Annotated in this window: 22 protein-coding genes; 13 read left to right on the plus strand and 9 right to left on the minus strand. The window is 69.7% G+C overall.

Features of this window, described 5'->3' with window-relative positions; all coding sequences use genetic code 11:
- Window position 1 precedes the first annotated feature (1 nt).
- The 4 genes from L1Z78_RS27120 to L1Z78_RS27135 all read right to left on the minus strand — a co-directional run bounded on the left by L1Z78_RS27120 (window position 2) and on the right by L1Z78_RS27135 (window position 5,655).
- Window positions 2-1,603, minus strand: coding sequence for a vWA domain-containing protein (locus L1Z78_RS27120; protein WP_234639420.1), 1,602 nt, complete (start codon window positions 1,601-1,603; stop codon window positions 2-4).
- Window positions 1,604-1,605: 2 nt separating this feature from the next.
- The gene (locus L1Z78_RS27125) at window positions 1,606-2,850 is read right to left on the minus strand and encodes a toxic anion resistance protein (protein ID WP_234639421.1); all 1,245 of its coding nucleotides are present in this window, start codon (window positions 2,848-2,850) and stop codon (window positions 1,606-1,608) included.
- A gap of 22 nt (window positions 2,851-2,872) precedes the next feature.
- A complete protein-coding gene (locus L1Z78_RS27130; RefSeq protein ID WP_234639422.1) occupies window positions 2,873-3,985 on the minus strand; it encodes a hypothetical protein in 1,113 nt (370 codons plus the stop codon).
- 152 nt (window positions 3,986-4,137) lie between these two features.
- A complete protein-coding gene (locus L1Z78_RS27135) occupies window positions 4,138-5,655 on the minus strand; it encodes a hypothetical protein (protein WP_234639423.1) in 1,518 nt (505 codons plus the stop codon).
- Window positions 5,656-6,175: 520 nt separating this feature from the next.
- Between L1Z78_RS27135 and fabI the strand changes: the two genes are divergently transcribed.
- The 9 genes from fabI (at window position 6,176) to L1Z78_RS27180 (ending at window position 19,105) form a co-directional block, all read left to right on the plus strand.
- Entirely contained in the window at window positions 6,176-6,940 is a 765-nt protein-coding gene (gene fabI, locus L1Z78_RS27140) for an enoyl-ACP reductase FabI (RefSeq protein ID WP_234639424.1), read from the plus strand.
- A gap of 33 nt (window positions 6,941-6,973) precedes the next feature.
- Window positions 6,974-8,467 carry an efflux transporter outer membrane subunit gene (locus L1Z78_RS27145; RefSeq protein WP_234639425.1) on the plus strand — a complete coding sequence of 498 codons (1,494 nt, stop codon included), beginning with the start codon at window positions 6,974-6,976 and terminating at the stop codon, window positions 8,465-8,467.
- 17 nt (window positions 8,468-8,484) lie between these two features.
- Window positions 8,485-9,576 carry an HlyD family secretion protein gene (locus L1Z78_RS27150; RefSeq protein ID WP_234639426.1) on the plus strand — a complete coding sequence of 364 codons (1,092 nt, stop codon included), beginning with the start codon at window positions 8,485-8,487 and terminating at the stop codon, window positions 9,574-9,576.
- Window positions 9,573-12,323 carry a ribosome-associated ATPase/putative transporter RbbA gene (rbbA, locus tag L1Z78_RS27155; RefSeq protein WP_234639427.1) on the plus strand — a complete coding sequence of 917 codons (2,751 nt, stop codon included), beginning with the start codon at window positions 9,573-9,575 and terminating at the stop codon, window positions 12,321-12,323. Before L1Z78_RS27150 ends, rbbA begins: the two co-directional genes overlap by 4 nt.
- Window position 12,324: 1 nt before the next feature.
- Window positions 12,325-13,455 (plus strand): ABC transporter permease, encoded by a 1,131-nt coding sequence (locus L1Z78_RS27160; protein ID WP_234639428.1) that lies wholly within the window; start codon window positions 12,325-12,327, stop codon window positions 13,453-13,455.
- Between the two features lie 52 nt (window positions 13,456-13,507).
- On the plus strand, window positions 13,508-14,008 hold the full coding sequence (locus tag L1Z78_RS27165) for a hypothetical protein (protein WP_234639429.1): 501 nt from the start codon (window positions 13,508-13,510) through the stop codon (window positions 14,006-14,008).
- 134 nt (window positions 14,009-14,142) lie between these two features.
- Entirely contained in the window at window positions 14,143-16,440 is a 2,298-nt protein-coding gene (locus tag L1Z78_RS27170) for a DUF3141 domain-containing protein (RefSeq protein WP_234642277.1), read from the plus strand.
- The gene (locus L1Z78_RS27175) at window positions 16,437-17,873 is read left to right on the plus strand and encodes a bifunctional enoyl-CoA hydratase/phosphate acetyltransferase (RefSeq protein WP_234639430.1); all 1,437 of its coding nucleotides are present in this window, start codon (window positions 16,437-16,439) and stop codon (window positions 17,871-17,873) included. Before L1Z78_RS27170 ends, L1Z78_RS27175 begins: the two co-directional genes overlap by 4 nt.
- Window positions 17,870-19,105 carry an acetate/propionate family kinase gene (locus tag L1Z78_RS27180; protein WP_234639431.1) on the plus strand — a complete coding sequence of 412 codons (1,236 nt, stop codon included), beginning with the start codon at window positions 17,870-17,872 and terminating at the stop codon, window positions 19,103-19,105. The genes L1Z78_RS27175 and L1Z78_RS27180 overlap by 4 nt, the downstream gene beginning before the upstream one ends.
- 1 nt (window position 19,106) lies before the next feature.
- On the opposite strand, the gene L1Z78_RS27185 is transcribed toward L1Z78_RS27180, so the two are convergent.
- On the minus strand, window positions 19,107-19,448 hold the full coding sequence (locus tag L1Z78_RS27185) for a chorismate mutase (protein ID WP_234639432.1): 342 nt from the start codon (window positions 19,446-19,448) through the stop codon (window positions 19,107-19,109).
- A complete protein-coding gene (trpE, locus tag L1Z78_RS27190) occupies window positions 19,445-20,944 on the minus strand; it encodes an anthranilate synthase component I (RefSeq protein ID WP_234639433.1) in 1,500 nt (499 codons plus the stop codon). The genes L1Z78_RS27185 and trpE overlap by 4 nt, the downstream gene beginning before the upstream one ends.
- A 357-nt stretch (window positions 20,945-21,301) precedes the next feature.
- Here trpE and L1Z78_RS27195 point away from each other — a divergent pair, with 357 nt between their 5' ends.
- The 4 genes from L1Z78_RS27195 to L1Z78_RS27210 all read left to right on the plus strand — a co-directional run bounded on the left by L1Z78_RS27195 (window position 21,302) and on the right by L1Z78_RS27210 (window position 24,214).
- Window positions 21,302-21,697 (plus strand): hypothetical protein, encoded by a 396-nt coding sequence (locus L1Z78_RS27195; RefSeq protein ID WP_234639434.1) that lies wholly within the window; start codon window positions 21,302-21,304, stop codon window positions 21,695-21,697.
- Window positions 21,694-22,143: a hypothetical protein gene (locus L1Z78_RS27200; protein ID WP_234639435.1), complete on the plus strand. Its 450-nt coding sequence runs from the start codon at window positions 21,694-21,696 to the stop codon at window positions 22,141-22,143. Before L1Z78_RS27195 ends, L1Z78_RS27200 begins: the two co-directional genes overlap by 4 nt.
- Complete coding sequence (locus L1Z78_RS27205) at window positions 22,143-23,123, plus strand: CBASS cGAMP-activated phospholipase (RefSeq protein ID WP_234639436.1); 981 nt, start codon at window positions 22,143-22,145, stop codon at window positions 23,121-23,123. The genes L1Z78_RS27200 and L1Z78_RS27205 overlap by 1 nt, the downstream gene beginning before the upstream one ends.
- Window positions 23,124-23,617: 494 nt before the next feature.
- Window positions 23,618-24,214: a chalcone isomerase family protein gene (locus tag L1Z78_RS27210; RefSeq protein WP_234639437.1), complete on the plus strand. Its 597-nt coding sequence runs from the start codon at window positions 23,618-23,620 to the stop codon at window positions 24,212-24,214.
- On the opposite strand, the gene L1Z78_RS27215 is transcribed toward L1Z78_RS27210, so the two are convergent.
- The 3 genes from L1Z78_RS27215 to L1Z78_RS27225 are packed head-to-tail and all read right to left on the minus strand — an operon-like array spanning window position 24,184 to window position 26,729.
- Window positions 24,184-25,596 (minus strand): sensor histidine kinase, encoded by a 1,413-nt coding sequence (locus L1Z78_RS27215; RefSeq protein ID WP_234639438.1) that lies wholly within the window; start codon window positions 25,594-25,596, stop codon window positions 24,184-24,186. The genes L1Z78_RS27210 and L1Z78_RS27215 overlap by 31 nt on opposite strands.
- Window positions 25,565-26,251 carry a response regulator transcription factor gene (locus L1Z78_RS27220; RefSeq protein WP_234639439.1) on the minus strand — a complete coding sequence of 229 codons (687 nt, stop codon included), beginning with the start codon at window positions 26,249-26,251 and terminating at the stop codon, window positions 25,565-25,567. Before L1Z78_RS27220 ends, L1Z78_RS27215 begins: the two co-directional genes overlap by 32 nt.
- The gene (locus L1Z78_RS27225; RefSeq protein ID WP_234639440.1) at window positions 26,229-26,729 is read right to left on the minus strand and encodes a hypothetical protein; all 501 of its coding nucleotides are present in this window, start codon (window positions 26,727-26,729) and stop codon (window positions 26,229-26,231) included. Before L1Z78_RS27225 ends, L1Z78_RS27220 begins: the two co-directional genes overlap by 23 nt.
- Between the last annotated feature and the right edge of the window lie 123 nt (window positions 26,730-26,852).

Below are 26,852 nucleotides of genomic sequence, written 5' to 3' on the forward strand. Positions count from 1 at the left end.
CTCACTGGTAGCCCCGGATTTCCTTGAACACCCGCGCCAGCCCTCCCTTGCCTGTGCTGCGCGCGTCGAAGGCTCGCCCACCCGTCAGCCGTGCCAGGTCCTGCATCTCGCCGGGCTGCGCCTCGCCGAAGATGATGGGGAACACCCGCGCCAGGGGCGCGCCGCCGGCGCGAGCCATGCGCTGCTCGCGCTCGAACGCGGCCCAGTCGCGCCCGGCGGTGTTGGCCCCGTCGGTCAGCAGCACGATGCTCACGAAGCGTTCGGGGTCGGCCCGCAGTTCCTGGCGCGCCTGCTGCTGGGCCAGCGTCAGCGCGTCGTAGATGGCGGTTCCGCCATCGGCCAACAGGCTGTCGGCATAGTCCAGGACCTGGGCGCGGCCGGCCTGCAGGTCGCCGGGCTCGAGCTGCACGCGCACGGGCTGTCCGACCTGGCCCGAGAACGGGATCAGCCACACCCGCTCGCGCGCCTGGAAGGCCGCATAGCGCTGGCTGGCGGCCGAGGCCTCGGCACCGGAGAGCAGCTTCAGCGCCTCCTTCATCTGCACCAGCCGCTGGCCCTTCATGGAGCCGCTGACGTCCAGCACGAAGATGCTGGTGGCCGGGCGGCGCAGCTCGCCCTGGTAGGCCGACAGCACGGCATCGATGACCTCCAGCCGGTTCGGAAAGCTCAACTCCACCACGGGCGTGGCCGGCAGTTGCGCGCTGGCCTGCGCCTCGGGGATGGACGGGCGCAGCCGGGCCTGGCGCAGGGGCTGCTCCTGAAAGCCCGGCGCCTTGAGCCGGGCCACGAGCCTGTCGTACCCATCGCGCTTGCCGGCGTTCAGCAGCATCAGCGGATAGTCGGCCGAGATCACGCCGTCACGCGGATAGACCAGCGCCAGGCGGTCGGCCGCGGGCAGCCTCTCGTTCAGGCGCAGGATCACGGCCTCGTAGTTGACCAGCGCATCGACAGCGGCGGGCTCGCGCTCGAAGGCCTCGGCCAGCCAGCCCGAGCTGCCCGCCGTGAGTTTCTGTCCCGACAGGAAATCCTTGAGCACGCGGGCGTCGACCTCCCTGGCCTGCAAGTCCTCGGTCTTGCCGGCCACGGCCGAGGCCACCGCGAACAGCGCGCTCATGCCGGTGTTGGAGCTGGCCGGATTGGTCATGCCGTAGCGCAGCCGGCCCTGGGCCGCGGCACGCGCGATGTCGGCCCAGGTCGGCACCGCCTTGTCCCAGCCCAGCTTTTGCAGCACCGGGACTTTGACACCCAGCGCCACGCGCGAATAAAACAGCTTTTCGCGCGCCAGCGGCCTGTCGGCCAGTGCCAGCGCGGGGTAGGCGCCATTGGGCGGCAGGATGGCATCGAAACGCTCGCCCGCGTTGATGCGCTCGACCATGTCCAGCGTGCCCGCGTAGCTGAGCCTGAGCGGCACGCCGGCCTCCTTCGCGGCCTGCTCCAGCGCGGGCGCCACGTCCTGGAGTTCGGACCCCGCAAGCACCGTGAAGGCGACCTCCCCGGCCTTGGCTGCAGGCTGCGCGGCGGCCGGCTCGGACGACTTGCCGCAACCGGCCAGCGCCAGGCCCAGCCCCAGCAACAGCAGCAGGGCCGCCAGGCGCTGCGGCATGCTCACAGCTGCACCTCGCCGACCGGTGCGCGCAGCGCATCGCGCACCTCCTCGCGGCGGGTCTTTTCGAGGTAGGCGCGGGACTTGTCCACCTCCTGCGACAGCGTGTCCACCGTGGTCTGCATGGAAGCCAGCGCCTTGACCTTGAAGTCGGCCATGGCGTCCATGGTCTGGTAGATGTTGCCGAAGGCCTGCTGCAGCCGGGCGATGTCGATGGTGCTGGCGGCCGCCTGTTGGTGGATCTGGCCGCTTTGCTCGCGCAGCAGCTCGCTGGTACCTGCGATCAGGTTGCCCGTGGTGGTGTTCAGTGCCGTGATCTGGTCCAGCACCAGCTTCTGGTTGGCCAGCGCCTGCGCCACGATGACGGCGGTGCGCAGCGCCGAGACCGTGGTGGTGGTCGCGCGGTCCACGCCCTTGGCCAGTTCGAGGTTGTTCTTGCGCACCAGGTCCAGCGCCAGGTAGCCCTGCACGTTCACCGCCATCTGGGTGAGCAGGTCGGTGACCTTCTGGCGTGCGTAGAACAGCATGTCCTCGCGCACCACGCGGGCCTTTTCGGGGTCGCTGGCGTCCAGCTGTGCGGCCTTGGCCTGCAGCGCCGCGTCCAGCTTCTTGCCGATGTGGATGTATTTCTCCAGCCGCTCCATGAGGCCCCACAGGTTGGCCTTTTCCTGCTCGATGGCGGCGTTGTCGCGCAGCAGCTCGTCCTTGCCGCGCTTGAGGCTGTCGATGATGGCGTTCAGGTGGCTCTGGCTGGACTGGAACTTGTCGAAGTAGTCCACCAGCCTGTTGCCCATGGGAATCAGGCCCAGCAGCTTGCGCGGCTTGAACAGGTCGTCCTGGCGCGAGGGGTCCAGTGCCTCCACCTGGCGGCGCAGATCGATCAGGCCCTGGCCGATCTGGCTGCCCTGGTCGAACAGGCCGTTGCTCAGCGTCTTGACCGGGCGCTCCAGCATGCGGTTGGAGACGGCGGCCGCGGCCTCCACCTCCCGGTTGCCCATGCCATGGATGCGTTCGACCGCGCCCTTGAACTCGGGCGACTGGCTGTCGTGCGCCGTGATGTCGTCGATGAACTGTGCGACCTGGGCGTCGAGCTGCTGCACGTCCTCGGCCCTCAGGCGCACCTTGCCGCTGGCCGATTCGACAGGCACGGGCAGGGCCGGCGCAGGCGGCTCCAGCACGAAATCCTGCTCCGGCACGGGCAGGGACACGGCGGCGTTGGCGGTGGTGGTCTGGGGGATTTCGCTCATCGGTTGCTCCTGGCTCGTTCGGTCATTTGAAGCGCTGCTCCATGTCCACGATCATTCGTTCCAGCCATTCCTGGCTGGGCGGCTCGATCACGTCCACCAGTTGCACGGGGGCCTGCACACCCTGCGTGGCCCAGCGCTCGGGCCCGTGGATGTCGCCGCCCGTGCGAAAGCCGTACTCCTGCGCCAGCGCGCGCAGCTCGGGGTCGGATTCGAGCAGCTGGCCCACGCGTTCGCCCGCGGGCGTGTAGGGCACGAGCACATGCTTGGAATACAGCGTGGGCTGCGGGTAGAGCATCACCATCTCGCTGTTCCTGCGCTGCGGATGCCTGAGCAGGAACTCCACCAGCTGCGACTCGTAGGCCACCAGCAGCGGCGCCTTGCCCATGCCCAGGGCCAGATAGTCCTCGAACGGCCCCGCCGAGGAGCTTTCCTGGAATCCCTGGCGCAGGAACAGCGGCGCCACCTGCGGCATCACGCGCGCCAGATCCTCCGGGCCCTGCACCACCTGCTGGCCATTGAGCACATAGCTGGCCAGCGCCAGGTACATGGCCGCGCTGTTGGAGCTGCGCACATCGGTGCTCGCGGGCAGGACCGCCTTGCCGGTGGCGAAGGCCGACGAGGCCTTGAGGTCACGCCAGCGCGTGCCCTTTGCGGCCATGGCCAGCAGCGCCGGAAGATCGGCCACGTAGTAGAAGTCGCCCTGCTTTCGCGCGACGCCATTGGCGATCAGGATGTCGGCGATGGGCCGCCAGCTCGCCAGCACGATGGGCGTGTAGAACGGCGTGTAGACATTGGCCGCCCTGGCCGCCGCCTTGAGCTGCGCCGCCGCCGGCGCACCCGACGGGAAACCGAAATCGTAGAGCTTGGGGTCGTAGCCGTTGGCGATGCTGCGCGAGCCCGCCTTTTGCACCGTCACCGTCACGCCATGCCGGGCCAGCACCCCGCGCACGCGCTCGTCCTGGAAGAAGGCTTCCTTCTCCGAGCCGATCAGGCCGCGCGCCGTCACGGCCTGCTGCTGTGTCAGCTCTGCCTGGCGGTCCTGCACCAGGGCCGTGCGCGAGTACCAGATGCCGCCGCCCACGGCCGCCAGCAGCAGGGCCGCCAGCCCTGCCGCCAATGCACGGCGCGCGTTCACTGCGGGACTCCGCAGTGGATGGCAGTCACGGGAAATTCGGTCATGAACGCGCGGGCCGTTGTCATGTCTTGGTCAAAAGAAACTTCTTATACGGAAGTTTTGTGACACAACGACGACAGGCCGACCCGGCGACCGACCGGGCCGCGCCGGGACTACCTCACGCCGATCAGCTCCGTGAAGCTGCGCCCCTCGGGCGTCTCGCGGCGCTGCTGCACGCGGTGCTTCTCGAGCTGCTCCCAGGTGTGCAGCCGGCTCTCCTGCGTATCGCGCCGGGCGCTGGCGATCTGGTTCATGCCCGTCTCGATCAACGTGGTGATGCTGCTGCTGTCCTTCACCTTGATCAGGTCGTAGTTGCCCGACAGCGGGTCCAGCATGCCGCTGTGGCGCGCCTTCTTCGAATATGCGTCCAGGGATTCGGTCATCACCTGGGCGATGGTCTCGCCCGCCGTGCCCCGGGCCTGGCGGGAGGTCTTCTGGCCCACCTGGTACTCGGCCCGGCCGGCCTCGGTCACGGCGCCGAATCGGTTGGTCTTCTCGAAGTCGCCGCTGAAGCTGGCCTGGAAATCGGCCAGGCCGCTTTGCAGCGACTGCACGGAACGCTCCAGCCCGGACAGCACCGCCATGCGCTGCGCCGCCTCGGGCGCCTGCGCGCTGTGCAGCTGGGTGAAGGCGCTCTTGAACAGGTCCACCAGGGCTTCGTCCGCGCGACCCCGCTGCGCCGCGGCGTCGAAGCGCTGCAGATGCTGGTCCAGCGCGGCCTGGCGCTGCGACGCGCTGACACCCACGGGGGCCTCGGACTCCAGGTTGACGGCCAGCTCGCCGGCCGCGCCCTTCATCGCCACCGACTTTCCATCGGCGCCCACATGCAGGCTGAAGGAGGACAGGGGCTGCGAAGGCTTGGGGTTCTGGATGTCCAGGTCCAGTCCGGCCAGGACGCCGCGGTCGAAATCCATCAGCTTGCCCAGCTCCAGCCGGGGCTTGCCCCGCTGCCCCAGGGCTTCCAGCGCCTCGTCCAGCCCGTCGGCGAGCCGGCCGATGGCTGCGCTCTCGGCCTGGCTCAGCGTCCCCGAACTCGTGACCTCGACCCGCAGCCCGCTGCTGCTCCCCTCCTGGCTGCCGTCATTCGTGGCGATCCTGAGCTCCACGCTCTGGCCCGACTGCGTGCGGATCTTCAGGCTCACGGTGGCCGCGCCCTCGGACACCCCGCCCAGCGCGACCTTGTCCAGGGCCTGTGGGTCCGCGCCGCCCGCAACGGCGTCGGTCTGCGTGGGCTCCTGGTACTCCGCGATCGCCTGGCGAAAGTCCGTCTGGCCGGCGGCAATGCGCGACAGCAGCGCACCGCCCAGGCCGCGCCAGCGGTCGGCCAGGCTGGCGGACGGGCCCAGGGCCAGATTGCGGGCCATCAGGGTGCTGACGTCACCCCGATCCTGCGAAGCCCAGGTCCGGCTCAACCGGAACTGCCCCATGTCGACAGGCTGCGGCCTGGCATAGATGGCGCTGGCGTCGACGGACTGGCCCAGCGTGACCTGCGTGCCCTGCACGTCTTGCGCGCCGGATGCCGCCGCCCCCTGCGTGCCGGCCTGCGGCTGCCGCACGGCCACCGTGGCCTGGGGCCGCGTGCCCAGTGCGCTGGCGGCAAAGCCGGCGCCCGTGGATGGAATGCTGGTCATGGGTGAATGTCTTCCTTCGGTCTTTTTCCTGGGCCAATGGCGCTCCAGACCATTGCAGGCATGGATTTCCTCTGTTCAAGGTCCATCGGCAGATTTCCGGTTTTCTTTACCCACGGCGCAAATATGACTGCCACACCTGCCATTCGGCCCGGACAGCCAATACGGAACACCCGGGCGCAGCAGCGCGAAGAAACCAGCGCCAACATGGCCGCAGCAGCGGATGGCAGGCCGCCCCGCTACTGGCGCAGGCCTTTTTTTGACTTAGGTCAATTCAATAGATCAGGCGGCATCGATATAACGGATTGGCAACATCAAAAACTGACGCTGCAGTGCAACATAGATAGAATGAAAAAGACCAATAGGCCTTATTGGCATGCAAACTTGTTATTTGCATCCATCAAAACAGGCTATCGAAGGCATTGGCTTCAAAGGAAGCATCAACATTTGCCGGCATGCATATGTCTGCAATACAGGGCGGCCTGCGCCTCCCGGGCAGGCCCTCTGATCTGGAGCATTCGAGATGACGCTACTGGCTGGCAAGAAGGGACTGGTCATAGGGATCGCCAACCGCGACAGCATTGCCTGGGCCTGTGCCCAGGCAATGCATGCGGCGGGTGCCGAGATCGGCGCCACATGGCAGAACGACAAGGCCCGTCCCCATGTGGAGCCGTTGCTCGACGAGATCGGCGCCGGGCTGCGGCTGCCGCTGGACGTGGGCGACGACGGCCAGATGCGCGCGCTGTTCGATGCGGCCGCCACGCGCTGGGGCCGGCTGGACTTCGTGCTGCACGCGGTGGCCTTCGCGCCGCGCCAGGACCTGCAGGGCCGCGTGACAGACAGTTCCCGCGAGGGCTTCGCGCTGGCCATGGACATCTCCTGCCATTCCTTCATCCGCATGGCACGCCTGGCCGAACCGCTGATGCGCGAGGGTGGCAGCCTGATGACACTGAGCTACCTGGGCGCCAGCGAGGTCATGCCGCAGTACGGAATCATGGGGCCGGTCAAGGCCGCGCTGGAGTCGGCCACACGCTATCTGGCGGCAGAACTGGGCCCCTCGCGCATCCGCGTCAACGCCCTCTCGCCGGGGCCGATCGCCACGCGCGCTGCCTCGGGCATCGCGGCCTTCGACGAGCTGGTGGCCGACAGCATGCGCCGCTCGCCCATCGCCGGTGAACTGCGCCCCGACGACGTGGGCCCGCTGTGCGCCTTCCTCGCCTCGGACGGGGCGCGCGCCATCACGGGCTGCACGCTCTACGTCGATGGCGGCCACCACATCCTCAACTAGCGGCCCCTTCCGGGCATGCCGCATGCGACCCAGATGACCACAGACCTGTCCCGAACCGCCACGGCCTCGCCCATGCCGCCGCTGCTGCTGGCCGCGCTGGGCGCCGCGCTGCTGGCCGGATGCACTTCCATGGCGCCCGTCCAGGAGCCCGTCTCCCTGCCCGTGCCCCAGGCCTGGCCCGCGCACCTGCAGGCCGGTACGCAAGGCGCTGCAGCCGCCAGCCTGGCCTGGCGCGACTACTTCACCGACCCGGTGCTGCGCCAGCTGATCGCCACCGCGCTGGAGCACAACCGCGACCTGCGCGTGGCCGCGCTGCGCGCCGAAGAGGCGCGCGCGGCCTTCCAGATCCAGCGCTCCGAGCTGTTCCCGGCCATTGGCGTGGGCGGCCAGGCCGCACGGGCACGCGTGCCTGGCGACCTCAACCTCTCGGGCCGCTCCGTGGTCAGCGGCGAGTACCGTGCCGAGGTCGGCTTCAGCAGCTGGGAGCTGGACCTGTGGGGCCGCGTGCGCAGCCTCAAGGACGCGGCGCTGCAGACCTGGCTGGCCAGCGATGCGGGCCGCCATGCCGTGCAGACTGCGCTGATCGCCCAGGTGGCCGACGGCTACCTGGGCCTGCGCGAGCTGGACGAGCGCGTGGCCATTGCGCGCGAGACGCTGGCCACGCGCCAGGAATCCTTTCGCATCTTCACGCGCCGCGAGGCCGTGGGCGCCAGCTCGCGCCTGCAGCTGGCCCAGGTCCAGACCCTGCTGACCCAGGCGCAGGCCCTGCTGGCCCAGCTGGAGCTGGCACGCGCGCAGCAGCTGCACGCCCTGGCCCAGCTGGTCGGCGCCCACCCGGGCCCGCTGCCCGCCGCCGCACCCTTTGACGACGCCCTGGTGCTGGCCGAGCTGCGGCCGGGCCTGCCCTCGGAACTGCTCGCGGCGCGGCCCGACATTGCCGCGGCCGAGCACCAGCTGCGCGCGGCCCGGGCCCAGATCGGCGCGGCGCGCGCCGCCTTCTTCCCGCGCATTGCGCTCACGGCCCGCTGGGGCACGGCCAGCGCCGAACTCGACGGCCTGTTCGACGGCGGCAGCCGCGCCTGGGCCTTCGTGCCCACGGTGTCCCTGCCCATCTTCGACGGCGGCCGGCGCCGCGCCAACCTGGAGCTGGGCGAGATCCGCAGCGACATGGCCGTGGCCCAGTACGAGAAAGCCATCCAGACCGCCTTCCGCGAGGTGGCCGATGGCCTGGCCGCACGCCGCTGGCTGTCCGAACAGATCACCGTGCAGCGCACCGCCGTGCAGGCCCAGGCCGAGCGCGCGCGGCTGGCGCAGCTGCGCTACGACAACGGCTCGGCCGCCTACCTGGAGGTGCTGGACGCCCAGCGCGACCTGCTGGCCGCACGCCAGCAACTGGTGCAAGCGCGGCGCGCCCTGCTGTCCAGCCAGGTGGGCCTGTATGCCGCCCTGGGCGGCGGCAGCGGTGCGGAACCTGCCGCGCTGCCCGCCACCCTGCCGGCCATGCCTGCCGATCCCCCGAATTCCTGAAGCCTCCGGACCCGCCCATGGACAAGAACACCTCTCTGAAGAACAAGATCGTGCCGATCGCCGCCGTGGCGGTCCTGGCCCTCGTGGCCTGGTGGGCCTGGAAGACCTTCACGCCCAAGGGCCCGGGCGAGGGCTTCGTCGGCAGCAACGGCCGTGTCGAGGCCACCGAGATCGACATCTCCACCAAGCTGCCCGGCCGCGTGGAGGAAATCCTGGTGCGCGAGGGCGACTTCGTGCGGGCCGGCCAGCCCGTGGCGCGCATGCAGATCGACACCCTGCGCGCCCAGCGCCAGGAAGCCGACGCCATGCGCCAGCAGGCCGAGCACAGCGTGGCCGCGGCCGAGGCCCAGGTCACGCTGCGCCGCAGCGACCTGGCCGCCGCCCAGGCCCTGATCGTGCAGCGCGAGACCGAGGTGGACGCGGCACAGCGCCGCTTCAAGCGCTCGGAGACGCTGGCGCGCGAGGGGGCCTCCTCCGTGCAGGAGCTCGATGACGACCGCGCCCGCGTGCGCGGCAGCGAGGCGGCGCTGGCGGCCACGCGCGCCCAGGCCGCCGCCGCCCAGGCCGCCGTGAAGGCCGCCGAGGCCCAGGTGGTCGGCGTGCGCTCCCAGGTGCAGGCCGCCACGGCCACGGTGGCGCGCGTGCAGGCCGACATCGACGACGGCGTGCTCAAGGCCCCGCGCGACGGCCGCGTGCAGCTGCGCGTGGCCCAGCCCGGCGAGGTGCTGGGTGCGGGCGGGCGCGTGCTCAACCTGCTGGACCTGTCCGATGTCTACATGACCTTCTTCGTGCCCGAGGCCGCCGCCGGGCGCATCGCCCTGGGCAGCGAGGTGCGCCTGGTGCTGGATGCCGCGCCCGAATACGTGATCCCGGCGCGCGTGTCCTTCGTCGCCAGCCAGGCCCAGTTCACGCCCAAGACCGTGGAGACCGCCAGCGAGCGCCAGAAGCTGATGTTCCGCGTGCGCGCCCAGATCCCGCCCGAACTGCTGCGCCGCCATCTGGAACAGGTCAAGACCGGCGTGCCCGGCATGGCCTGGCTGCGCACCGACGCCAGCCATGAGTGGCCCGCCAACCTGGCCATCAAGCTGCCAGCCCAGCCCGCGCAATGAGCGAGAGCACGACGCACCACGCCAGCGGCTGGGTCGTGCGCCTGAAGGGCGTGCACCAGCGCTATGGCCAGGTCGAGGCGCTGGCGGGCATCGACCTGGACATTCCCGAAGGCCGCATGGTCGGCCTGATCGGGCCGGACGGCGTGGGCAAGTCCAGCCTCATGGCGCTGATCTCCGGGGCGCGCAAGATCCAGGAAGGCAGCGTCGAGGTGCTGGGCGGCGACATGGCCCAGCGCCGGCACCGCGAGGCCGTCTGCCCGCGCGTGGCCTACATGCCGCAGGGCCTGGGGCGCAACCTCTATCCCACGCTGTCGGTGGAGGAGAACCTGCAGTTCTTCGCGCGCCTGTTCGGCCACGACGCGGCCGAGCGGCGCCGGCGCATCGACGACCTCACCCAGGCCACGGGCCTGCGCAAATTCCTGGCCCGCCCGGCCGGCAAGCTGTCGGGCGGCATGAAGCAGAAGCTGGGCCTGTGCTGCGCGCTGATCCACGACCCCGACCTGCTCATCCTGGACGAGCCGACCACGGGCGTGGACCCGCTGGCGCGCGCGCAGTTCTGGGACCTGATCGCGCGCATCCGCCGCCAGCGCCCCGGCATGAGCGTGCTGGTGGCCACGGCCTACATGGACGAGGCCCAACGATTCGACTGGCTGGTGGCCATGGACGAGGGCCGCGTGCTGGCCACGGGCTCACCCGCCGAGCTGCTGGAGCGCACGGGCAGCCGTTCGCTGGAGGAAGCCTTCATCGCCCTGCTGCCCGAGGAGAAGAAACGCGGCCACGCGCCCGTGACCATCGCCCCCCTGCCCGAGGGCGGCGAGGACGACATCGCCATCGAGGCCAGGGACCTGACCATGCGCTTTGGCGACTTCGTCGCCGTGGACCATGTGTCCTTCCGCATCCGCCGTGGCGAGATCTTCGGCTTCCTGGGCTCCAACGGCTGCGGCAAGAGCACCACCATGAAGATGCTGACCGGCCTGCTGCCGGCCAGCGAGGGCCAGGCCTGGCTGTTCGGCCAGCCCGTGGACCCGCGCGACATCGACACGCGCCGCCGCGTGGGCTACATGACCCAGGCGTTCTCGCTGTACGGCGAGCTGACCGTGCACCAGAACCTGGTGCTGCACGCGCGCCTGTTCGGCGTGCCCGAGGCGGACATTCCCGCGCGCGTGGCCGAGATGCTGCAGCGCTTCGACCTGCAAGCCGCGCAGCACAGCCTGCCGGCCGCCCTGCCGCTGGGCATGCGCCAGCGCCTGTCGCTGGCCGTGGCCATGGTGCACAAGCCCGAGCTGCTCATCCTGGACGAGCCCACCTCGGGCGTGGACCCCGTCGCGCGCGACGGCTTCTGGCGCCTGCTGGTGGAGCTGTCGCGGCGCGACCGCGTGACCATCTTCATCTCCACCCACTTCATGAACGAGGCCGAGCGCTGCGACCGCATGTCCATGATGCATGCGGGCAAGGTGCTGGACAGCGACACGCCTGCGCGCCTGGTGGCCAAGCGCGGCGCGGCCACGCTGGAGGAGGCCTTCATCGGCTACCTGGTCGAGGCCGGCGGTGGGGAAGCGCCGTCCGAGGAGCCGCCCGACACCGCGCCGGCGCCGGCAGTCGCGCATCCCGCGCGCCGGCGCCGCTTCAGCGCCCGGCGCATGTTCAGCTATGTCTGGCGCGAGGCGCTGGAGCTGCAGCGCGACCCCGTGCGCGCCACGCTGGCCCTGGTGGGCTCGCTGATCCTGATGTTCGTCATGGGCTACGGCATCAGCCTGGACGTGGAGGACCTGCGCTTTGCCGTGCTGGACCGGGACCAGACCACGATCAGCCGCAGCTATGCGATGAGCCTGTCGGGCTCGCGCTACTTCATCGAGCAGCCGCCCATCGCCGACTACGGCGAGCTGGACCGGCGCATGCGCAGCGGCGAGCTGGCCCTGGCCATCGAGATCCCGCCGGGCTTTGCGCGCGATGTGCTGCGCGGCGGCTCGGTGCAGGTGGGCGCCTGGTTCGACGGCACCATGCCCACGCGCGCGGAGACCGTGCGCGGCTACCTGCTGGGCATCCACCAGCACTGGCTGACCGAGCAGGCGCGCGAGCGCCTGGGCGCGGCGCCGGCCGGCCTCATCGACATCCAGACACGCTTTCGCTACAACCCCGACGTGCGCAGCCTGCCGGCCATGGTGCCGGCCGTCATGCCGCTGCTGCTGCTGCTTTTGCCCGCCATGCTGACGGCCCTGGCCGTGGTGCGCGAGAAGGAAAGCGGCTCCATCACCAACCTCTACGTCACGCCGGTCACGCGCACCGAATTCCTGCTGGGCAAGCAGCTGCCCTATGTGGCGCTGGCCATGCTGAACTTCGTGCTGATGTGCCTGCTGGCCGTCACCCTGTTCGGCGTGCCGGTCACGGGCAGCTTTGCCACGCTGGCCCTGGCGGCCCTGATCTTCAGCGGCGCCTCCACCGGCTTCGGCCTGCTGGCCTCCACGCTGACGCGCAGCCAGATCGCCTCGATGTTCCTGGTGCTGATCGGCACGCTGATCCCCACCACGCAGTTCGCGGGCCTGGTCGACCCCGTCTCCTCGCTGGAGGGCGCGGGCCGCGTCATCGGCGAGGTCTATCCGGCCAGCCACATGATCGCCATCAGCCGAGGCGTGTTCAGCAAGGCGCTGGGGTTCCGGGAGCTGGCCGGCTCCTTCTGGCCGCTGCTGCTGTCCGTGCCCGTGATCCTGGGGCTGGCCATTGCGCTGACCCGGAAACAGGAAAACTGAGATGCGCACCCGTCTTTTCTCCAACATCTACCGGCTCGGCGTCAAGGAGCTGTGGAGCCTGTGGCGCGATCCCGTGCTGCTGGTGCTCATCGCCTACGTGTTCACGGTGTCCATCTACACGGCAGCCACGGCCATGCCCGAGAGCCTGCACAACGCGCCCATCGCCATCGTGGACGAGGACGGCTCGCCGCTGTCCCAGCGCATCGCGGCGGCCTTCTATCCGCCGCAGTTCGCGCCGCCGGCCATGATCGATCGCACGCAGATGGACCCGGGCATGGACTCGGGCACCTACACCTTCGTGCTCAACATCCCGCCCAACTTCCAGCGCGACGTGCTGGCGGGCCGCGCGCCCGAGCTGCAGCTGAACGTGGACGCCACGCGCATGAGCCAGGCCTTCACGGGCAACAGCTACGTGCAGCAGATCGTCTCGGCCGAGGTCAGCGAATTCGTGCGCCGCTTTCGCGGTGCCACCGCCCTGCCCGTGGACCTGGCGGTGCGCGCGCGCTTCAACCCCGCGCTGGACAAGATCTGGTTCGGCGGGCTGATGCAGATCATCAACAACGTGACCATGCTGTCCATCATCCTCACGGGCGCGGCCCTGATCCGCGAGCGCGAGCACGGCACGGTGGAGCACCTGCTGGTCATGCCGGTGACACCGACCGAGATCATGCTGGCCAAGATATGGTCCATGGGACTGGTCGTGCTGGTCACCGCCTTCGCCTCGCTCAACCTCGTGGTGCGCGGCGCCCTGGGCGTTCCCATCGAAGGCTCGCTGCCGCTGTTCCTGGCCGGAGCCGCGCTGTGCCTGTTCGCCACGACGTCACTGGGGATCTTCCTTGCCACGCTGGCGCGCAACATGCCACAGTTCGGCATGCTGCTGGTGCTCGTGCTGCTGCCGCTGCAACTGCTGTCGGGCGCCATGACGCCGCGCGAGAGCATGCCGGACCTGGTGCAGAACATCATGCTGGCCGCGCCGACCACGCACTTCGTCGAACTGTCGCAGGCCATCCTCTACCGCGGTGCGGGGCTGGACGTGGTCTGGAAGCCCTTTCTCGCGCTGGCCGCGATCGGCTCCGTGCTGTTCGCCCTCACCCTCACCCGCTTTCGCAAGACCATCGGCCAGATGGCCTGATTTCGTTCCGCCACCCAGGCGTCTTTCCATCTCAACCAGCAAGGAGTTTCACATGAGCGCACAGACCATTCCCCTCCATCTGCTCAAGGCCCAGCTCGAACTGCAGCTGCACCTGGGCCGGCTGCTGCAGGAAAGCGGCCAGCAGTGGCTGGAGCAGGCCGCACGCAGCGGCCCCGAACGCATCGCCGAGACCGGCAGCGAGATCGAGGGCGTGCAGCAGACCAGCAGCTGGCAGGAGCTGGCCACGCTGCCGGCCCAGGCCTTCTGGCGCCATGCCCACCTGCGCATGGGCCATGCCCAGGCCCTGGTGCAGACCGCCGTGGCCAGCCAGATGGCCCTGACCCAGGGCGTGCAACAGGCCGTGCGCGACTGGCAGCAGCAGGTGGCCGCCACGCTGGGCGACGCCAAGGGCGCGGCCGACACCGCCGTGCCCTGGAGCGACCTGCTCGCACGCTGGACCTCGGCCGTGCAATCCGTGGCCACCCCCGGCCATGCAGCCAAGGCGCCCGTGCAGGACGCCGCGGCCAAGGATGCCGCCCAGCCGCTCCAGTGAGCCCCCTGCCGCGCCGGTAGCGGCCAGCCCGCGCACCGGCGCCATCCGCACGACGAGGACATGCCATGCCAGCAACAGGAGAGGGCCAGATGAACGAGGAACGCAAGAGCGGCAATGCCGCGGACTGGGCAGGAATGTGGGGAGATCCGCTGAAGCTGCCCCAGGCAGCGGCGCAGTACGCCACGGACGCCTGGCAGCGCACGCTGCTGTATGCCGACATCCGGCGCCAGCGCGGCAACCAGTACCGCGAGCACCTGGCAGAGGAAGTGCCCAATGTGCTGAGCTTCCAGGCCGAGATCGTGCTGTCGGGGCTGGAGCTTCCGCGCCCCGTCAACTACGGCCTGGCGCGCATCGCGCCCATGGCCGGCACCGTGGTCGATCCGGCCAGCCGCCCCTTCATCGTCGTCGATCCGCGCGCCGGCCATGGCCCGGGCATCGGCGGCTTCAAGCCCGACAGCGAGATCGGCGCGGCCCTGAAGGCCGGTCATCCCTGCTACTTCGTGGGCTTCCTGCCCGACCCGGTACCCGGCCAGACCGTCGAGGACGTGATGCGCGCCGAGGCCGAATTCGTGCGCAAGGTCGCCGAGCTGCACCCCGAAAGCCGGGGCAAGCCCGCCGTCATCGGCAACTGCCAGGCCGGCTGGCAGATCCTCATGACCGCCGCCGTCTGGCCCGAGCTGTTCGGCCCCATCATCGTGGCCGGCGCACCGCTGTCCTACTGGGCCGGCGACAACCCCATGCGCTATGGCGGCGGCCTGATGGGCGGCAGCTGGATGACGGCGCTGACCAGCGACCTGGGCGCGGGCCGATTCGACGGCGCCTGGCTGGTGCAGAACTTCGAGAACCTCAACCCCGCCAACACGCTGTGGGAAAAGCAGTACCAGGTCTATGCCGACGTGGACACCGAGGGGCCGCGCTACCTGGGCTTCGAGAAGTACTGGGGCGGCCATGTCTTTCTCGAAGGCCGCGAGATGCAGTACATCGTGGACAACCTGTTCATCGGCAACCGGCTGGCCACGGCCGAGCTGACGACCTCGGACGGCGTGCGCATCGACCTGCGCAACATCCGCTCGCCCATCGTGGTGTTCTGCTCGCATGGCGACAACATCACGCCACCGGGCCAGGCCCTGGGCTGGATCACCGACCTGTACCGCGACGACGAGGACATCGCCGCCCACGACCAGACCATCGTCTTCGCCACGCATGACAGCATCGGCCACCTGGGCATCTTCGTCTCGGGCGCCGTGGGCCGCAAGGAGCACCGCGAGTTCGCCGAGCACATCGACATCATCGACCTGTTGCCCGCCGGCATCTACCGCGCCGAGATCGCCGACCGCCCGGCCGGCGTGCCGCCGCAGGAGCTGACCGACGACGCCTACCTGATGAAGATCCGGCGCAGCAGCCTGGACGAGGTGCGCGCCATCGTCCAGCCCGACCCCGAGAGCGAACGCCACTTCGCCGCGGCCGCGCGCGTCTCCGAGATCAACCTGGCCCTGTACCGCAACACCGTGCAGCCCTGGGTGCAGGCGCTGTCCACGCCGCTGTCGGCGCGCTGGCTGCAGGCCATGCATCCGCTGCGCGTGGGCTATGAGTGCTGGTCGGACTCGCACCCGCTGGCCCCGGCCGTGGCCCAGGCCGCCGAACATGCGCGCGAGAACCGGCGCGCCGTCGATGCCGACAACCCCTTCCTGAAGGCACAGGAAGCCCTGTCGCAGGCCACGGTGCAGTTGCTGGACAGCTACCGCGACCAGCGCGACACCATGCAGGCCCGGCTGTTCCATGCCATCTACGGCTCGCCCCTGGTGCAGGCGCTTGCCGGGCAAAGCCGCCAGGACGACGGGCCACCACGCCCCCACCCCGGGGAATCGCCCGAGCATTGCCAGTACATGCGACAGGAGCTGGCGCGGCTGCACGAGGGTGTGGACCAGGGGGGGCTCTACGAGGCCGTGATCCGTGCGCTGTTCCACGTGCTGCGCGCACGCGGAGAGGCCGATGAACGCCATTTCCGCCACGCCTGGCGGCTGCTGCAGGACCACCTGGGCGGCGTGCCGCCCGACATGGCGCAGTTCCGCCGCATCGTGCGACGCCAGGCGCTGCTCATGCAGCGCGAGCCCGAGGCCGCCATGGCGGCCATTGCCCATCTGCTGGCCGCCTCCCCGGCCCGCGACATCCGCTGGGGCATGGCGACGGTGGACGAGCTGGCCAACCAGGGCGGCAACCTCAGCGAGGCCGAGCACCAGCGCCTGCAGCAGGCCTTGGCCCATTTCGTGCGAGCCCTGGAGACGGCAGAGCCAGCGACCGCGGTGCCGCAGCCGCCGCAGCAACCCGCGCCGCCCACGGCAGCCGCACCTGCGAAGTCCACGCCGGCCCGCAAGGCAGCCACGCGCGCACCGGCCAGCCGCGCGCACACCAGCCCTCGAAAGAAACGATGACTCCTTCCACCGCATCCGATGCGGCCTCGCCGCCTGAAGACCTGGCGCTGCTGCACAACCACCGCTTTGACGAGTTGCGCGTGGGCGACAGTGCCAGCCTGGACCGCACCCTGAGCACGCAGGACCTGCGCCTGTTCGCCGCCCTGTCGGGCGCGGCCGTGGCCGACAGCACGGACGGCAGCGCCGATGGCGACGACACCCCCTTGATCGCCCACGGCATGTGGGGCGGCATGCTGCTGGCCTCGGTGCTGGGCACGCGGCTGCCGGGCCCCGGCACCACGCTGGCGGGCCAGACGCTGCGCTTTCTCGCGCCGCTGGCGGCCGGTGACCGCCTCACGGTGCGCGTGGAGGTGCTGGACAAGCAGGCCGAACAGCGCCAGGTCACGCTGGCCGTGGCCTGCACCAACCAGCATGGCGCGGCCGTGATCGAAGGCCAGGCCATCGTGCACGCGCCCACGCGCCATATCGAGCGCCAGCGCACCAGCCTGCCCGAGATCCGCCTGAACGCGGGCGGGCGCGACGGCCTGCAGCGCCTGCTGGCCCATGTGGCCGGACTGCCGCCCATCCGCGTGGCCGTGGTCCATCCCTGCGACGAGCCCAGCCTCTCGGCCGCGCTGGATGCGCGCCGCGAAGGCCTGATCGACCCCATCCTGGTCGGCCCGCGTGCACGGCTGGAGGCCGTGGCCGCCGAGCACGGGCTGGACCTGGGCGGGCTGCGCATCGAGGACGTGCCGCACAGCCACGCCGCGGCCAAGCGCGGTGCCGAACTGGCCGCCTCGGGCGATGCGGAGGCCATCATGAAGGGCAGCCTGCACACCGACGAACTCATGGCCGAGGTCGTGGCCTCGGCCTCGGGCCTGCGCACCAAGCGCCGCGTCAGCCATTGCTTCGTATTGCAGACGCCGCACTATCCCCGGCCCTTCATCGTCACCGACGCCGCCATCAACCTCGCGCCCGACCTGCAGCAAAAGGCCGACATCGTGCGCAATGCCATCGCCCTGGCCCATGCCATCGGCGTGCCCGAGCCCAAGGTCGCCATCCTGGCCGCCGTGGAGACCGTCAGCCCCCACATGCCCGCCACGCTGGATGCGGCCGCGCTGTGCAAGATGGCCGACCGCGGCCAGATCGCGGGCGGCGTGCTCGACGGCCCGCTGGCCTTCGACAACGCCGTGTCCATGGCCGCCGCGCGCACCAAGGGCATCGATTCGCCGGTCGCGGGCCAGGCCGACATCCTCGTCGTGCCCGACCTGGAAAGCGGCAACATGCTGGCCAAGCAGCTCATGTACATGGGCGAGGCTGCCAGCGCCGGCATCGTCATGGGTGCCAAGGTGCCCGTCATCCTGACCAGCCGCGCGGACAGTCGCGCATCGCGCATCGCCTCCTGCGCCATCGCCCTGCTGCTGGCCCACCGCTACCGGAACACCCCGCCATGAACCCCAGCACCTCTCCCGCCCGCGACCTGGTCGTGGTGCTCAACTGCGGCTCCTCCAGCATCAAGTTCGCCGTCTTCGATGCCGCACAGGCGCCGCTGCCGCGCAAGCCGCTGTGGAACGGCAAGGTCCAGGGCATAGGCGGGCCGTCGCCCGACTTCGGCGAGACCGGCGTGCCGCCCTTCGCCGTGGCGCTGGATGCCGCCCACCCCTACCGCGCCGCGCTGGAGCTGATCCGCGAGCGCATCCAGGCCCGCCTGGCGCAACAGCCGGGGGCCCGCGTGGCCGCCGTCGCCCACCGCGTGGTGCACGGTGGCAGCCGCTACTTCGAGCCCGTGCGCGTCGATGCCGGCGTGCTGGCCGATCTCAAGGCCTTCATCCCGCTGGCGCCGCTGCACCAGCCCTTCGCGCTGGAGGCCATCGAGATCCTGCTGCGCGAGCGCCCCGACATCGTGCAGGTGGCCTGCTTCGACACGGCCTTCCACCACACGCTGCCCAAGGTCGAGCAATTGCTGCCGCTGCCGCACGCGGCCTGGGAGCGCGGGCTGCGCCGCTACGGCTTCCATGGCCTGTCCTACGAATACATGGCCACGGCCCTGCCCGAGCGCCATGGCGGGCTGGCACACGGGCGCACCATCATCGCCCACCTGGGCAGCGGCGCCAGCCTGTGCGCCATGCAGGACCTGCAAAGCGTGGCCACGACCATGGGTTTCTCGGCGCTGGACGGCCTGATGATGGGCACGCGCACCGGCGCGCTGGACCCCGGCGCCGTGATCTACCTGATGGAGATCGAAAAGCTCAGCCTGTCGGAAGTGGGCCGCATCCTGTACCACGAGTCCGGTTTGCTGGGCGTCTCGGGCAGCTCGTCCGAGCCGCGCGTGCTGCTGCCGCTGGAGGCCGGCGACGATGACCGCGCCGCGCGCGCACGTGACGCACTGGCGCTGTACGTGCGGCGCATCGTGCGCGAGATCGGCGCCCTGGTCGCCGTGCTCGGTGGCCTGGACCTGCTGGTGTTCACGGCCGGCGTGGGCGAACACAGCGCCGAGATGCGCCGGCGCATCTGCGAGGCCCTGGGCTTCCTGGGCCTGCGCGTGGACGCCGAGGCCAATGTGCGCGACGCCGCCGTGATCTCGACGGCCGCCAGCGCCGTCACCATCGGCGTGGAGCCGACCAACGAGGAATGGGTGGCCGCGCGCCACGCGCTGCGCTGGCTGCCGGCCGCAGCTGCGGCCTGAATCAGTCTCCGGAGCCGCCCTCGCGCAGCCGCGCGAACTCGCGGTGCTCGTAGGCGATGCATTCCTCCATGAGGTGGCGGTAGACCGCCTCCATCATGTCGCTCTGGCCGCCCTCGGCGGCCGCGCGCTCGCGCACGCGGGCCACGATGGCCTCGATGCGGCCCTCGTCGCGCACCTGGGAAGCGTCGGCCTTGATGCGCGCGGCCTGGCGCATGTAGCCCATGCGCGTGACCAGCAGCGGCACCAGCACATCGTCCAGCGCATCGACGTTGCGGCGCACGTCCTGCATGTCCGTGCAGTGCTGCACCAGGTCGATGGCGCGTCGGGCCTTGTCCGTGCTCATTCCAGTCCTTCCTCCACCAGCTCGGCCGCGCGCAGCAGCGCACGTGCCTTGTGCTCCGTTTCCTTCCATTCCATCTCCGGCACCGAATCGGCGACCACGCCGGCAGCCGCCTGCACGTAGAGCGTGCCGTCCTTGATCACACCCGTGCGGATGGCGATGGCCAGATCCATGTCGCCCGCAAAGCTCAGGTAGCCGCAGGCACCGCCGTAGATGCCGCGCTTGGTGGGCTCCAGCTGGTCGATGATCTCCATGGCATGCACCTTGGGCGCGCCCGTCAGCGTGCCGGCCGGGAAGGTGGCCTTGAACACGTCCATGCTGTCCATGCCCTCGCGCAGGAGGCCCTCGACATTGCTGACGATGTGCATGACATGGCTGTAGCGCTCCACCGCGAAGGCCTCGGTGACCTTGACGCTGCCGGTGCGGGCGATGCGGCCGATGTCGTTGCGTGCCAGGTCGATCAGCATCACGTGCTCGGCACGCTCCTTGGGATCGGCCACCAGTTCCTTCTCGATCGCCTTGTCGGCCTCGGGCGTGGCGCCGCGCGGACGCGTGCCGGCCAGCGGGCGAATGGTGACCTTGCGGCCCTCGTCCGTGTTCTCCTGGCGCACCAGGATCTCGGGGCTGGCGCCCACCACGTGGAAATCGCCCAGGTGGTAGTAGTACATGTAGGGGCTGGGGTTGAGCGAGCGCAGCGCGCGGTACAGGCTCAGGGGGCTGGCCGTGTAGCGCTTGTGGATGCGCTGGCCCACCTGCACCTGCATGAAGTCGCCCGCGGCGATCAGCTCCTTGGCCTTTTCCACGGCCGCCAGATAGTCGTCCTTGGCGAAGCTGCGCTGCGCCGGATGGTTCTCGCCCGCCTTGATCTGCGGCGCGCTGACCGAGTAGCGCAGCTGCTCCTTGAGCTGGCGCAACCGCTTCTTGGCGCGCGTATAGGCCTCGGCCTCGCCGGGGTTGGCATACACGATCAGGTACAGCTTGCCCGACAGGTTGTCGATCACGGCGACTTCCTCGCACTGCAGCAGCAGGATGTCGGGGCAGTTCAGCGTGTCGGGCGGGCAGGAATCCTCGAGCTTCTTCTCGATGTAGCGCACGGCGTCATAGCCGAAGTAGCCGGCCAGGCCGCCGCAAAAGCGCGGCAGGCCCGGACGCAGCGCCACCTTGAAGCGCTTCTGGTAGGCAGCGATGAAATCCAGCGGATTGCCCTTGGCCGTCTCCACCACCTGGCCATCGGTCACCACCTCGGTGCATGCCGCATCGCCGAAGCCGCTGGCGCGCAGCAGCGTGCGTGCAGGCAGGCCGATGAAGCTGTAGCGCCCGAAGCGCTCGCCGCCCACCACGGACTCCAGCAAAAAGCTGTGCTTGCCGTCACCGCCCGCATGGGCCAGCTTGAGGTAGAGGGACAGGGGGGTTTCGAGGTCCGCAAACGCCTCGACCATCAGAGGGATGCGGTTGTAGCCCTGCGCAGCAAGGCTCTTGAATTCGAGTTCGGTGATCACGGGGGAAGGCTCCGGATTGCGTGGCGCTGGCAGACCTGGTGTGGGATGCGGGCTGCGTATGGATTGCGCCGATTCATTCGATTGGCCCGTAGGGCCTCGGGTGCACGCCGGGTCGCGCCCCGGGTGCTTCAGCTGTTCAGTTGGACAGGCTTGCGCCAGGGCCAGGCTCCCCGGTCTCCACAACCTGCAATGAACATGCGATGAATGAACATAGCGGGCAAGTGTAGCGCAGTCGCGGCTGGGTACAAGTGCGGACCGGCGCCTTGCGGGGCGCCGCAGGGGCCTGCCATGGACACAATTGACACCCTGGTCAGCCTGACCAACAATGGCAGCACAACCTGACCAGAAAGGTCGACCATGCCGTCCCATTTCTCTGCCCGCACCGACGCTGCCTTGCCCGAGGGCGAACGCGACCCGCTGAACCGCGCCCTGCGGGACCTGAGCCACCAGGTCGGCTCGGCCATGCCGCGCAACACCACGCCGATGCCGATCTCGGTCTTCAAGGCGCAGTACGGATCGGTGCTCAAACAGGCCGATCACGACGGGGTGGCCCTCATCTCCCAGGGCCGCAAGCGCTACGTGATCGTCAGCGAGGAACACATGGTGGCCCTGTCCGCCAACGAACGCGCCCCGCGCACGGTGGCCGACATCTGCCGGTCCCTGCCGCTGCCGCGCCAGGCCGTGGATCTGTCCGCTGCGCAGATGGCCGGGGCACGGGGCGATATCGACGTACCCGCCAGGCACGCCCGATGAGCCGCTACCTGCTGGGGCCCCGCTGCCTGCTGTGGATGGCGAACCAGGAGCCCGCAACCCTGCAGTGGTTCTCCACCATCAGGCCGCTGGACTGCATCGTCAGCGACCTGTCCATGTCCATCGCCAAGGCGGCCGTGGCCGAGAAATTCCACGACCTGCGCGACCGCAACGAATGGTTCTCCCTGCTCGACGCGCTGTATGCCAACCTGCGTGCCGAAGGCGCCTCCATGCTGACCAGCGTGGACAACAAGGTGCTGGAGCGCTTCATCGAATGGCGCAACTTCGCGCCGCTGGACAGCCAGGGCCCGCAGGGCACGGCGCCGCTGGCGCAGGACCTGCGGCTGCTCATCGCCACGGCCGACCTGCTCAAGGTCTGCTTTACCGAGCCCGCCAACCTCTACCTGACGCAGGCCGCGGCCCGGGGCGTCACCGTGCACGCGCTGTGATGGACTTCGACGTACCGCCCCTGTCCAGCGCGGTGCGCCAGGGCCTGCGCAGGCGCCGGGTCATCCTGAGCCTGTCGGGCGGCGGCTATCGCGGCCTCTTCAGCGCCCATGTGCTGGAGCGCATCCACCGCGAATTCGGCAACGGCGGCCTGCAGGAGAAAGTGGACCTGTTCGCCGGCACCTCCATCGGCGGAATCATCGCCACCGCACTGGCCAGCGGCTGCCCGCCCGCGCGCACCAAGCAGCTGCTGCTGGACCATGGCCCCGCCATTTTTCCGGCCAAATGGCTGCCCGGCCTGCGCCAGGCCATGGGCAAGGCGCTCTATGACAGCGCCCCGCTGCGCGCAGCGATCAAGGAGGCCATGCCGCAAGCGGAGCAGTCCGCCCTGGGGCAACTGCAGGTGCCGCTGCTGCTGCCCGCCGTGAACTGGAACTCCTCCCAACTGCATATGCTGGCCAGCGGCGCGATGCCCGACAGGGACCGGCTGGGCCTGACGCTGATGGACGCCATGCTGGCCACATCGGCCGCACCCACCTACTTCCCCGCGCACGCCGCAGCAGGCCATGTCTTCGTGGACGGCGGACTCGCCGCCAACGCGCCCGACCTGCTGGCCCTGCAGGCCGCCCGCCAGCTCTGGGGGCCGGCGGCCGACATCGTGATGATCAGCATAGGCACCGCCAACCCCCAGCAGGGCCAGGACCCCGTGGCCATGCCCCGGCGCGGACTGACCCTGGTCAAGCCCCTGCTGGATCTGGTCATGGCCACCCAGGAAGTCCAGGCCGTGAACGCGGCCCGCCAGGAACTGGGCACCAGCAGCTACCTGCGCCTGAACTTCACGCAGCCCGCAGCCCAGCAAAAGCGCCTGGGCCTGGACATCGCCAACGCCGACAGCACCCGGCTGCTGCAGGCCCTGGGCGACGAATGCATCGCCGCCCTCACGGAGCAGGAAAAGGCGCTGCTGAAGAACGTCCTGGGCTGAAACGCCCAAGGCTTCTCGCCCACCCGGCCGAGCGAAGCGAAGTCCCGCACCCACTCCCCGCATGTCCGCGCCTGCGGTGTGGTGGTTGCGGGGTTGCAGTCCTGCCGAAGGACAGGACTGCTTCGTCAACTGACTCGCCGTGATGGGTTGAACGTAGCGCGCAGAGCGAAGTGAGTTTCACGGCCGACCCCGCAGCCGCCGCGGCGCAGGTTGCCCCGCAGCGCAGCGAAGGGGTCTCGGACATCCGGGCGCTTTTCTTTGCTCACTTTCTTGTAGCGAGACAAGAGTGTGAGTCGGCCGCCGGGCCGAAACCCGGCCTCGAAAAGAAACGCCCCGACAGGGGCTTGCAAAGAGAACCCGCGCGCAAACGCAGCCGAAGCAGCGCCATCCACCGGCCCGCGAAAACCCTGTTGCCACCCCCACCCGATCCCCACAACATGTCGCCCGGACGTAACAAACCGCAACCGGGCCACACGCTCCCGGCAGGAGACACCATGACCGCCTTGCCCCGCTGGATGAAGACAGCCGCCCTGGCCGTGGCCCTTGCAATGCCGCTGGCAGCGGCGGCCCAGGAGCCGGCGCGCACCGTGGGCGGCGTGGCCTACCCGGTCCAGGCCGGCGTGGGCGGGCAGACGCTGCAGCTCAATGGCGCAGGCATACGCTACAAGGCCATCTTCAAGGTCTACACTGCGGGCCTGTACCTGGAAAAGCCGGCCGCCAGCCTCCAGGAGATCGCCGCCCTGCCAGGGCCCAAGCGCGTGAGCGTGACCATGCTGCGCGAGATCGACTCGGCCGAGCTGGGCAAGCTGTTCGCGCGCGGCATCGAGGACAACATGGAGCGCGCCCGCTTCTCGCGCCTGGTGCCCGGCGTGCTGCGCATGAGCGACATCTTCACCCAGCACAAGAAGCTGCTGCCCGGCGAGAACTTCTCGGTGGACTGGGTGCCGGGCCAGGGCGCCCAGGTCTTCGTCAAGGGCCAGGCGCAGGGAGCGCCCTTCCAGGAGCCCGAGTTCTTCCAGGCCCTGCTGGGCATCTGGCTGGGCCCGCACCCGGCCGACGATCAGCTCAAGAAGGCCTTGCTGGGCGGCTGAGCCGGCGCGGGTGGCCGCCCGTCGAAGCGCACCCGTATTTCCAGGCCCACGGCGCCGGGCAGGGCCGTGAGCGTCCAGCCATGGGCCTGGGCGATCTCCAGGCAGATCGGCAGGCCCAGGCCCGCGCCCAGGTCACGCCGCTCGCTGCTGCGCCAAAAGCGCTCGAAGATGCGGCCCAGGTCCTCGGCCGCGACGCCCCGGCCCTGGTCCGCCACCCAGAAGCCATCGTTCGACGCCCGCACCGTGACTGTGCCGCCCGGCGGGCTGTGCTGCACGGCGTTCTCGATCAGGTTCTTGAGCAGCACGAAGAGCGCGCCCCTGTCGGCATGCCAGGCGTGGGCGCCGTCCTGCACTTCGCAGTCGATCCGGACGCCGCATTTTTCCGAGGCCCGGGCCATGAAGTCGCAGACCTCGCCAATGATGGCTTGCGGCGCAATCTCATCCATGCGGTAGCGCTGGTGTTCGCAGACCTCGGCCAGGTGCAGCAGCTGCTGCACCTGGCGGGCCATGTGGTCCACGTCCTTGAGCAGTTCGGGGCTGCGCCGCTCTTCGGGTTCGAGCTCGATCTGCACGCGCATCAGCGCCAGCGGCGTCTTGAGTTCGTGCGCAGCCATGGAAAGGAATTCCTGCTGGTTGCGGAACCCGGCCTGCAAGCGGTCCAGCACATGGTTGAAAGCCTCGACCAGGGGAGCGAACTCCCGGGGCAGGTCCTTGGCCTTCAGGCGCGTGTCCAGGGTCTGCGGAGTGATGCGCTGCGCATCCCGGGCGGCCACGCCCAGGGGCCGCAGCATGCGCTGCAGCGTGCGGTGCGTGGAGACCAGGAACACCACCAGGAAGACCACGCCGATGGCCACCATGCCGCGCCACAGCGCCGGCAGGCCCACCGACTCGCGCAGCCAGTCCACCATGCGGTCGCTGACGGCCACCTGCACATGCCAGGTCATGCCATCGTGGACCAGCGTCGCGGTCCCGGCGCGCATGACCACGCCACCGCGCTCGTAGGCAAAGGCCTTGAGCTGCGGATCAAAGCCCTGGCCGTTCTGCGTCAGCGGCTGCATCTCGCCGTTGGGGGCGAATACCACGCGGCCTTCGGCGTCGGTGATCCTCAGCTGCATTTCCTCGCCCAGGCTGGTCAGCATCCAGCTCTTGAGCTCGCGCTCGCTGAATCCCTGCGGTACGCCGTCCGCGCCGAAGCGTACCCATTCGGCGACCTTCTCGGCCGCATGTCCCATGCCGCGCTGCAGCGCATAGCTGTCGAAGGGCTTGGCCATGAGAATGACCAGCGCGCCGACCAGCAGCGCGCTGAGCGCCATGCTCAACCCATAGACGGCCAGCAGCCGCGAGCGCAGGCTACCGGGCCAGCACAGGTTCGCGAAGCGCATAGCCTTGCCCCCGGATGTTGACGATCTCCAGGCAGGAGCCGGCGGCCGCCAGCTTGCGGCGCAGCCGATGCAACGCCACATCGAGCGCGTTGGGCGTGACCACGCTGGACATGCCCCAGGCCGCGGCCTCCAGCGCCGGGCGCCGCACCGTGGCCCCTGCCTTGCGCACCAGGCTGAGCATGATCTGCAGCTCCGCCGGCGGCAAGGCGATGGTGGCGCCCGCGCACTGCATGCAGGCCTGCTGCGGGATGATGCTGATGTCGCCCAGCGCCGGAGCCAGCTCCTGCACCAGGGCCGGCCGGCGCAGCAGCGCGCGCACGCGGGCGATCAGTTCCTCCATGGGGAAGGGCTTGGTCAGATAGTCGTCGGCGCCGGCCTCCAGCCCACCGACGCGGTCGCTGAGCGCGTCACGGGCCGTGAGCATGAGGCAGGGCGTGGAACGGCCCGCGGCGCGCAGCCGCTGCACCAGCTCCAGGCCGTCGCCATCGGGCAGGCCGCGGTCGATGACGATGACGCCATAGTCGATTTCCTGCAGGGCCAGCCAGGCCGGAGCGATCTGCTGGAAGACATCGGTCTCGATGCCTGAATGGGCCAGGGACCGGGCGACCAGCGCAGCCAGCCGTGCATGGTCCTCAATTAAAGCGATGCGGTTCATGGTTTGCGTCGTTCCCGCACAGGGACAGCAGATGCTCCCGGACCCCGGCGATGCGCTGCGCCGCCATGGGTTCCACCAGCACGTGGATGACCCACAGGTCCTCGACCATGGCCCGGCACTGCAGGGCGATGTCCTCGGGCACCAGGTCGTCCGCGCACGCGGCATCCACGAAGTCGAACCAGATGTTCTGGAATCTCGCCCGCGTCAGCAGCTGCGCGGCCGTCTTCTGGCCACGTCGGCGCGACAGCGCATGCGCGCACACGCAGCGCACATAGGCGCGCAGATGCCGCGCGGGCCCAGGTGGCTCCCCGGCCAGCACCTGCAGCAGGTCCTCGCGGAACTGCAGGATCACCCGCTCGAAGATCGCCTCCAGCCGCGCGGCGCGGTGCAGGCTGCAGTCCTGGAAGCGCGCGCCCAGGGAATACGCCTGACCGGCCGCCTTGATACCTATCACGTCCTGGTAGATGGAGCCTTGCATTGCGATTGCACGTTCTTGCACGTTCTGTCGTTTCAAGCATCCTCGGGCCGGCCACGAAGCCCGCAAACCCTTGGGGAAAACAGCCATGCTCCACGAGAGCGTCTTACTGGCGACTTACCGGCC

Origin of the sequence: Delftia tsuruhatensis, assembly GCF_903815225.1 — a bacterium.
In the GTDB taxonomy this organism is placed as follows: Bacteria; Pseudomonadota; Gammaproteobacteria; order Burkholderiales; family Burkholderiaceae_C; genus Comamonas; species Comamonas tsuruhatensis_A.